Annotated in this window: 7 protein-coding genes; 1 reads left to right on the top strand and 6 read right to left on the bottom strand. The window is 66.0% G+C overall.

Annotation, left to right across the window (positions count from 1 at the left end):
- Positions 1 to 879 precede the first annotated feature (879 nt).
- From QOC89_RS16160 to fliF, 6 genes are all read right to left on the bottom strand, one after another.
- Positions 880 to 2,391: a flagellar hook-length control protein FliK gene (locus QOC89_RS16160; RefSeq protein ID WP_323045931.1), complete on the bottom strand. Its 1,512-nt coding sequence runs from the start codon at positions 2,389 to 2,391 to the stop codon at positions 880 to 882.
- A gap of 61 nt (positions 2,392 to 2,452) precedes the next feature.
- Positions 2,453 to 2,902, bottom strand: a complete 450-nt coding sequence (fliJ, locus tag QOC89_RS16155) for a flagellar export protein FliJ (RefSeq protein WP_323045930.1) — start codon at positions 2,900 to 2,902, stop codon at positions 2,453 to 2,455.
- An 11-nt stretch (positions 2,903 to 2,913) separates the two neighbouring features.
- A complete protein-coding gene (fliI, locus tag QOC89_RS16150) occupies positions 2,914 to 4,620 on the bottom strand; it encodes a flagellar protein export ATPase FliI (protein WP_323045929.1) in 1,707 nt (568 codons plus the stop codon).
- Positions 4,614 to 5,297: a flagellar assembly protein FliH gene (fliH, locus tag QOC89_RS16145; protein WP_323045928.1), complete on the bottom strand. Its 684-nt coding sequence runs from the start codon at positions 5,295 to 5,297 to the stop codon at positions 4,614 to 4,616. The genes fliI and fliH overlap by 7 nt, the downstream gene beginning before the upstream one ends.
- Entirely contained in the window at positions 5,284 to 6,279 is a 996-nt protein-coding gene (fliG, locus tag QOC89_RS16140) for a flagellar motor switch protein FliG (protein ID WP_323045927.1), read from the bottom strand. Before fliG ends, fliH begins: the two co-directional genes overlap by 14 nt.
- Entirely contained in the window at positions 6,269 to 8,062 is a 1,794-nt protein-coding gene (fliF, locus tag QOC89_RS16135; protein WP_323045926.1) for a flagellar basal-body MS-ring/collar protein FliF, read from the bottom strand. Before fliF ends, fliG begins: the two co-directional genes overlap by 11 nt.
- A gap of 238 nt (positions 8,063 to 8,300) precedes the next feature.
- Here fliF and QOC89_RS16130 point away from each other — a divergent pair.
- Positions 8,301 to 8,592: flagellar hook-basal body complex protein FliE (locus QOC89_RS16130; protein WP_323045925.1), on the top strand; the 292-nt coding region annotated here is incomplete at its 3' end.

The raw sequence follows: 8,592 nt of genomic DNA, 5'->3' as shown, positions 1-8,592 counted from the left end.
TATTAGCGTCGCCCCTGTGCGGGGCGGGCACTTACTTCTCTTTGCCGCCGCAAAGAGAAGTAAGCAAGAGAAAGCGGCTCAAACCGCTAACTCTTAAGCGGGTCCCCCGCACAGCCACGGTAGTGGTGCATCTGGAATCCGTGCCCTCGCACATTCGGCGTCAGTGACACAGCCGTCATACTTCCGGCGGCGCTGCGCGCGCCGAAGCGCATTTCCTGGAATCGTTCGCGCGGTTTTTGCGGCTGCCGTCCACTCGGGCCAATGGCTTAGCCTCCCGCCATGCACCGCGAGTCACCCATGTCTCTCGCCACCGACACACGACGCCTGCTTCCCATTTCAGTGCAGTCCCATTCTCGCCGAAACGAATCCCGTGGTGTCCCACGCAACACCGTCCTCGCCGAGGCGAGCCGATGGCACCCGCCGCGTTGAAACGAAGCCCGTGGTGTCCCGCGCAACGTCGTCCTCGCCGAGGCGAGCCGATGGCACCCGCCACGTTGAAGCGAAGCCCGTGGTGTCCCGGCCGGACCCATCCGCGACGCACGCAGTGCGGAGTGGGAGCTGATGAGTGCGTTGTCACTCACGCCGAATGTGCGAGGGCACGGATTCCAGATGCGCCACTACCGTGACTGTGCGGGGGACCCGCTTAAGAGTTAGCGGTTTGAGCCGCTTTCTCTTGCTTACTTCTCTTTGCGGCGGCAAAGAGAAGTAAGTGCCCGCCCCGCACAGGGGCGACGCTAATAGACCAATAAGAAAACAAGGAAAGGCCAACGCCATAGGCAAACAGAAACGAGCGCCGCGCAGGCAACGAGATCAAGAAGAAGCCCACCCCGCAGGCAACCAGATCAAGAAAAAGCCACCGCCGCAGGCAAAGCAAAACCACTAAGCAAAAGTATCCACCAACCCCACACTCTGCCGAACGGCGCCACGATCAACAGACCCAGAATCCCCCCCAGCGCCGCTGGCAAAAGACCCCGCTGCCCCGCTGCCTCCCCTCCCTGATTGCCCGGAATCAGCACCCTGCCCGCCGCCCCCCTGGCGGGCAAACCCATCGCTGACACTAGCACTCCCCAACCCAATCCCATTGGACTCCATCGCCTCACGAAGCTTCGGCAACGCGGCCTCGACAGCCTCCCGCACCTGCTGATGCTGCGACACAAACAATGCATGCGCATGGTTATCGGCCACCTGCAACACCACCTGCAGCGGCCCCAGATCCTTCGGATTCAAAGTCAGCTCGGCACTCTGCGAATGCGCATTCGACAAAAACACCACCTTCTGACTCAACGCATCTTCCCAGTCCGGCGTGCCCACCTGCGGCGACAACGCATTCGCCGCTTCCGCAGCTCCGGCGTTACCCGTCGTTTGCACGGCCACCGTCGTACTCGCGGCGCTCGCCGCGGCCTGACTCGCCGCCAACGCCGCCGTCGCGGCATCGGTCGCGCTCTTGAAGGACGCCAGATCGTCCGCCTGTGCACCGCCGGCAGCCATCGCGCCCAACGCATCAGCCGCAGCTTTCGCCGCCGCCGACGCATCGGCCGTGGCCGTTGCCGTGTTAGCGGCCGCTGCCGCCAACCCAGCCTTGCCAGCGCTCGACCCCTTGCCTTCGCCAAACATGCCTGCCGCAAATGTCTTGCCGTCCGCCGATCCGTGCAGTCCGTTGTTCGCGCCAGCACCCAGACCGCCTGCCGCGTTCGCCGCCGCACCGCTCGCCAGCGCCTGCGCCGGCACCACGCCCTGACCGTTCGCCAGCGCGGCTAGCGCCGCCTGCAAAGCGTCCTGCGCCGACTTCGGATCGCTCGCGCCCGTCTTTTTGCCCGAGGTGCCGCCGGTCTTGGCGTCCGTGCCCGTGCCGGGCTCCGCGGTCGCCGCGTCAGTCAGCGCTGTGTCGGGGTCGGCGCTCGCCGGGTCGGTGGCGTTATTCGCCTTGGCTTGTGCTTGTGCTTGCGCTTGAGCGGCGGCCGCGGCGGCTGCCGTGTCGGCGCTGGTCTGCGTGGTCGTGTTGCCGGACTTCGACGGCGTCGCGTTGGTCTTGTCGCCCGAGGCCTGCTGCGAATGGGCAGACGAGGCAGACGAGGCAGACGAAGCAGACGAGCTGGACGACGACCCGGACGACGAAGCGCTCGTCGAATTGTTCTTGTCCGTGTTGCTGCTGCCGGTATCCGCGCTCTTCGTGGGAGGCGCGGGCGGCGGCGGCGCGTCATGCACGCTCGACGACGAAGCCGAAGCCGGCGGCGGGCTCGCGCTCTGCACGGCTAGCTGGTTCTGCAGCTGGATGCTCTGTTGCAGAGTTTGCGAGAACGGTTTGGCGTTCGCCGCAGCGGCAAGGGCAGCGCTGGTGGACGGGCTGCTGGCGGAGCCGAGCAGTGAGCCGATCGGTGAAAGAGGCGACATAGGGAATCCTGTCAATCCGTCAAACGGGGTGGTCCGCCAATCGAGGCGGCACTCGGGCGCGTCAAGCGCCCTCGGCGCGCATCCTCAGAATGCGGGCGGCGTGTTCGTCGGCATCGCGCTGGTCGCGCCGTGCCACGGTTTTCGCCTCGGCGGCTTCGCCGCGCGCCTTCAGCACTTCGTACGAACCGAGCTTCTGTTTCTGGCGCTGCCAGTCGGGCTTGGCAGCCTCGACGCGCGCATCGGCCGTCGTCAGCAGGTTGCGCTGCTGTTCGATGGCGTTGTCGAGCGTGTCGATGAATGCCTGAAAATTACGCATGTTGCCGGCGGGCATGCCCGCCTGGGCGGTCGCCGTGAATCGCGTGTGATATTCGTCGCGGTACTGCACGAGCGCGTCGAGCTGCGACTGCACGTCGTTGCGCTCGCGCTGCGCGCGGCCCAGACGTTGCGCGGCGGCATCCACGTCGTCCTGGGCCAGGCCGATGAGTGTCTTGATCGGAAAGTGTTTCGCCATCGTCAGCCTCCTTAGGCAAACAGCGCGTCCAGCATCTTGAGACTCGGTTCAAAGTTCGCGCACTCGCGAAAACCTTGCTGCAAAAATGCTTCCATTCGCGGATACAGCGCAATCGCCCGGTCGAGCAGCGCGTCGCGCCCGCTCGAATAGGCGCCGACGTTGATCAGATCGCGGTTGCGCTGATAGCGCGACAGCATCTGCTTGAACATACGCGTCTTCTCGAGATGGTTATCGTCGATCAACGCGGTCATTGCCCGGCTAATCGACGCTTCGATGTCGATCGCGGGATAGTGGCCGGCCTCCGCGAGCGAGCGCGACAGCACAATATGGCCGTCGAGAATCGCGCGCGCGGAGTCGGCGATCGGATCCTGCTGGTCGTCGCCTTCGGTCAGCACGGTGTAGAACGCGGTGATCGAGCCGCCGCCCGCCGGACCATTGCCGGTCCGCTCGACGAGCGCCGGCAGTTTGGCGAACACCGAAGGCGGATAGCCCTTGGTGGCGGGCGGCTCGCCCACGGCCAGCGCGATCTCGCGCTGTGCCATCGCGTAACGGGTCAGCGAATCCATCAGCAGCAGCACGTGCTTGCCCTGGTCACGGAAATATTCGGCCAGCGAGGTCGAGTACGACGCGGCCTGCATCCGCAACAGCGGCGAGACGTCGGCCGGCGCGGCGATCACCACCGAGCGCGCGAGACCTTCCTCGCCCAGAATCTGTTCGATGAACTCCTTCACTTCGCGGCCGCGTTCGCCGATCAGGCCGATCACGATCACCTCGGCGCTGGTGTAGCGCGCCATGGTGCCGAGCAGCACCGATTTACCCACGCCCGAACCGGCGAACAGGCCCATACGCTGGCCGCGGCCGACGGTCAGAAGCGAATTGATCGCGCGCACCCCGACGTCGAGCACCTGATGAATCGGCTCGCGGTTGAGCGGATTGATGACCGGTGCGGACAGCGGCGCGTCGGCGTGCGCGCCGAGCGGGCCGAGGCCGTCGAGCGGGCGGCCGGAGGCGTCCAGCACGCGGCCAAGCAATTCCCAGCCGACCGGCAGGCGCTTTGCGCCCGCCATCGGATCGGCGATCGGCGCGCTTTCGAGCGGATAGACGCGCGCGCCGGGCAGGAGGCCGATCACTTCGGTGGTCGGCATCAGAAACAGTTTGTCGCCGGAGAAGCCGACCACTTCGGCTTCGGCCATCGGCAGCGAACTGCCGGCCGGCAGTTCGATCATCACTTCGGCGCCCACCGACAGGCGCAGACCGACCGCTTCGAGCACCAGGCCGGCGGCGCGCGTCAGCCGGCCGCAGGCACGCATCGGTTTGGCGATCGCGCTGCGCGCGCGCAGCGCGTCCAGCCGGCCGCGCCAGGCCTGGACGTGCGGGTTGCTGTCGAGTGCGGGATCGTACGGGGCGTGGGCGGCGGCAGTTGAAGCGGGGCTCGAAGTGGAGGATTCACGGCTCGCGGTGGCGGATTCGCGGCTTGCCGCTGCACCCGTTGCCGGGTGGCCGGCCCCCGGTAGGCCGGCCCCCGGATGCCCGGCGCCCGGTACGCCGGCGCCCGTATCCCGCAACGCAGCCTCGATGGCCGCGACTGCGGCCGCAGCGGGCGTAGCGGCGGCCGGCATATCGACCAGCGCCTCGGCGCCGAACGACGCCAGCGCGAGCTCGCGTTCGAGCGGCGTCAGATCGCTGGCGCGGATCTCTTCGAGCGTCGGCTTCACCATGTGCTGACCTTGCCGAGGGCGCCGGCGACGCGCTCCCAGCGCGTATCGATACCGGCATCGACTTCACCGGTGGCGGCTTGCGCGCGGCAGCCGCCGCGTTCGACCGACGGATCGGTGCGCACCGTCCAGCCACGCGTTTGCAATTCTTCCATCAGATAAGCTTCGACGACCGGCAGGTCGGCCGGGCTGACGATCAGCGCCGGCGCCCCGATCAGCGCCGGTTCCGTAGCCAGCACCTCGCGGGCGGCGGCAATCAGCGCGGTCGGATCGTGCTGCACATGCTGGCGTACCACCTGTTGCGCGATATCCAGCGCCAATGCCACCAGCGTTTCCGAGATCGCGCCCTGCGCGCCCTCGAGTGCTTTCTTGAAGGGCTCGGCCAGCGCGGCGAGGCGCGCCGCTTCTTCGCGTGCTTCGCTCTGGCCTTGTGCAAAACCTTGAGCGTGGCCCTGGTCGTAACCGGCCTGATAACCGAGCGCCTGCCCGGCCACGTGACCCGTCGCGACGCCCTGCGCATGCGCGGCGTCGCGCAGACGTTGGAGTTCGGCTTCGAATGCGCCGTCGTCGACTTCGGGTTCGGGCGGCGCGGGCGGCACCGGATCGAAGGAGGCCATCTCCCAGCGCTGGTAGGCCGAGAGCCTTTCCTTCGTTGGGGCATTCTGATCAGACATATGCATCTTCCGCCTTGCCGCCTAGAACGATCTGGCCGCTTTCCGCCAGATTGCGCACGATCTGCAGGATGCGGCGTTGCTGCGTCTCGACTTCGGAGACGCGCACCGGTCCGCGCGCATCGAGGTCTTCGGCGAGCAGTTCGGCGGCACGCTGCGACATGTTCGACAGGAACTTCTGGCGCAGCGCGGGCGGCGCGCCCTTCAGCGAGATGATCAACGCCTCGGACTCGACTTCCTTCAGCAACAGCTGGATCGCGCGGTCTTCCAGATCGAGCAGGTTCTCGAACACAAACATCTGATCAATGATCTTCTGCGCGAGTTCCGCGTCGTACTGGCGAACGTTCTCGATCACGCCTTCTTCATGGTTGCTCGACATGAAGTTGAGAATTTCGGCCGCCGTGCGGATGCCGCCCATCGGGCTGCGCTTCAGGTTGTCACTGCCGGACAGGAGGCCCGTCAGCACGTCGTCGAGTTCGCGCAGCGCGGCCGGCTGGATGCCGTCCAGCGTCGCGATTCGCAGCAGGACGTCGTTTCGCAGCCGTTCGCTGAAGCAGGCGGAGATTTCGGAGGCCTGGTCGCGGTCCAGGTGAACCAGGATGGTCGCGATGATCTGCGGATGCTCGTTCTTGATGAGCTCGGCCACCGCCGCGGAGTCCATCCACTTGAGGCCTTCGATCCCGCTGGTATCGCTGCCCTGCAGAATCCGGTCGATGATGGCGCCAGCCTTGTCGTCGCCCAGCGCCTTGGTGAGCACCGAGCGGATGTACTCGCTCGAATCCAGCGACATGCCGGTGTGCGTTTCCGCCTCGCGGACGAACTCCTGCAAGACCTCGTCGACCTGCTCACGCGTCACGCTCTTCAACGCGGCCATGGCGACGCCGATCTTCTGGACCTCACGGGGCCCGAGGAACTTGAATACCTGCGCGGCTTCTTCCTCGCCGATCGACATCAGCAGGAGCGCGCTCTTCATTACGCCTTCAGCGCTCATCGGTCACCCAATTTTTCACGACGGTTGCCACGACCTTCGGATCCTGGCGCGCGATGTTGCGCGCGAACTCCAGGTTCCGCTCGTATTTCTGTTTGGCGCTTTCGAGCGCGAGCATTTCGGTGTCCGTTTCCAGCTGGACGATTGCGCCTTCGCGCTCGGCGGCCGGAATGCCATCGAGCAGGATCGGCTCGTCGCCCGGCGACGGCAGCGCGGCGACGACCGGCTCCGGCGGCGGGAAAGCGCGGCGCAGCGCGGGCTTCACCATCACGAAGTAGAGGAACAGGGCCACGGCGCCAATGCCGAGGTAGGTCGCGATCTGCTTGTAGAGCGCGATCATGTCCGGCGTGCGCCACCACGGCAGGTCGGCAATCGGGTCGACGTCGGCGGTGAACGGGCTGTTGACCACGTTGACCGAGTCGCCGCGCGTGGCGTCGAAGCCCATCGCGTCCTTCACCAGTTGATTGACCTGGGCGAGCTTGTCGGCGGCGACCGGTTGCATCGTCGCGTGGCCTCTCGCGTCAACCACGCGCTGATAGTTGACCACCACGGCCACCGACAGGCGTTTGATGCCGCCCATCGGTTGCTCCAGATGCTGGACGGTCTTGTTGAGTTCGTAATTGGTGGTCGAATCCTTGCGGTCGCTGACCGGCGTGGTGGTCACGCCCGGCGTGCCGCTGGCCGCCGTGATCGGTGCGGAAGCAGGCTGCGGCGGTTGATTCGACAGCGCGCCTGGCACGCCCGAGGCGCCGGCTTGCGACATCTCGGTGGCGGTGCTCGATTGCTGGCTTCGGATCGCCGCCTGCTGCGGGTTGCCGTTCGGACCGTAGTTTTCCGAGGTCTGCTCGCTGTGCGAGAAGTCGATATCGGCGCTGACCTGCGAGTGCGCGTTGCCGGAGCCGAACAGGGGCGAAAGGATCGCGTCGATCCGCTGTTGCGTGCTGCGTTCGATCTGCTGGCGGTACTTCAGTTGCGAGGCGTCCAGACCGCTGCCGGTGGACGGCTGCGTCAGCAGGTTGCCGTCCTGGTCGAGGATGGTCACGCCCTTCACGGGCATATCCGGCACCGCCGACGACACCATATGGGTAATCGCCAGCACCTGGCCTTCGTCGAGCGCGCGGCCCGGATAGAGGTTGACCAGCACGGAAGCCGACGGCGTTTCCTTGTCGCGCACGAACACGGAAGGTTTCGGAATGGCCAGATGCACGCGCGCCGACTTCACTGACGAAATCGACTCGATCGTGCGCTCCAGTTCACCTTCCAGCGCCCGCTGATAGTTGACCTGTTCGGCGAACTGGCTGATGCCGAACTTCTGGTTGTCCATCAGTTCGAAACCGACCGAGCCGCTCTTGGGCAGCCCTTGCGAAGCCAGGCGCAGACGCATTTCATGCACCTGTTCGGCCGGCACGAGGATCGCGCCACCGGAGTCGGAGAACTTGTAGGGAATGTTGGCGGCTTGCAGCGCGGTGATGATGGAGCCGCCGTCGCTGTCCGACAGATTGCTGTAGAGCACCTTGTAGTCCGGTGCCCGCGACCATAGGAACAGACCCGCGACGATGGCGACCAGCAACGCGACGGCGAAAATCAGCGGCGCGCGCGGGTTACCGCGCATCTGCGCGAGCCCCGACAGACGCTGGCCGAAGTTGCCGCCCAGGTTGCCCCCGAGGCCGCCGAGATCGGCTGCGCCGCCGGCCTGGCCGGTGCCGGCCGCGGCCGCGCCTGGCTGAGCGCCGGCGAGACCCATGCGGGCGTCGGGGTTGATCAAAGAGTTGGCTGACGAATCCATGCGTCGGGTATCTCCGGGATGCCTTTGCGTTTCTGTCGCTCAGCCGCGCCGAGGGTCGGCGGGCGCACGGACAGAGACTTTCACCATTGAAATTATCCGCAGCGCCGCTCGAGCCGATTGCTTGAATAGAGCCGGGTTTCCCCCCTAGTTTCGGGGCTTTCCCGGATGGTCCACTGCTATGCTTTCGCTCAGATCGGTACGGTTTCTGGCATGCCGGTCGTCATTCCCTGGAGAGAACATGACATTGCCCGTGAACGCGCTCTCGTCGGCGCTGCAACAGATGCAGTCGATGGCGGCGCAAGCGGCCGGCAGCAGCTCGGCGGCCGGCGTGGCCGACGCGTCCGGCGCGGCTTCGGCCGGCGGTTTCGCCTCGGCGCTGAAGGCCTCGTTGGACAAGATCAGCGGCGATCAGAACAAGGCGGTCGGCGAATCGCAGGCGTTCGAACTCGGCTCGTCCAACGTCTCGCTGAACGACGTGATGGTGGACATGCAGAAGGCCAACGTCGGTTTCCAGTTCGGCCTGCAGGTGC

The sequence above is a fragment of the Paraburkholderia sp. genome (assembly GCF_034668105.1).
GTDB lineage: Bacteria > Pseudomonadota > Gammaproteobacteria > Burkholderiales > Burkholderiaceae > Paraburkholderia.
This window is presented reverse-complemented; position numbering and strand designations above follow the sequence as displayed.

Excerpts from the sequence above, each read along its gene's own strand:
- QOC89_RS16160 (WP_323045931.1), bottom strand. The coding sequence starts at position 2,391 with ATGTCGCCTCTTTCACCGATCGGCTCACTGCTCGGCTCCGCCAGCAGC.
- fliJ (WP_323045930.1), bottom strand. The coding sequence starts at position 2,902 with ATGGCGAAACACTTTCCGATCAAGACACTCATCGGCCTGGCCCAGGAC.
- fliI (WP_323045929.1), bottom strand. The coding sequence starts at position 4,620 with ATGGTGAAGCCGACGCTCGAAGAGATCCGCGCCAGCGATCTGACGCCG.
- fliH (WP_323045928.1), bottom strand. The coding sequence starts at position 5,297 with ATGCATATGTCTGATCAGAATGCCCCAACGAAGGAAAGGCTCTCGGCC.
- fliG (WP_323045927.1), bottom strand. The coding sequence starts at position 6,279 with ATGAGCGCTGAAGGCGTAATGAAGAGCGCGCTCCTGCTGATGTCGATC.
- fliF (WP_323045926.1), bottom strand. The coding sequence starts at position 8,062 with ATGGATTCGTCAGCCAACTCTTTGATCAACCCCGACGCCCGCATGGGT.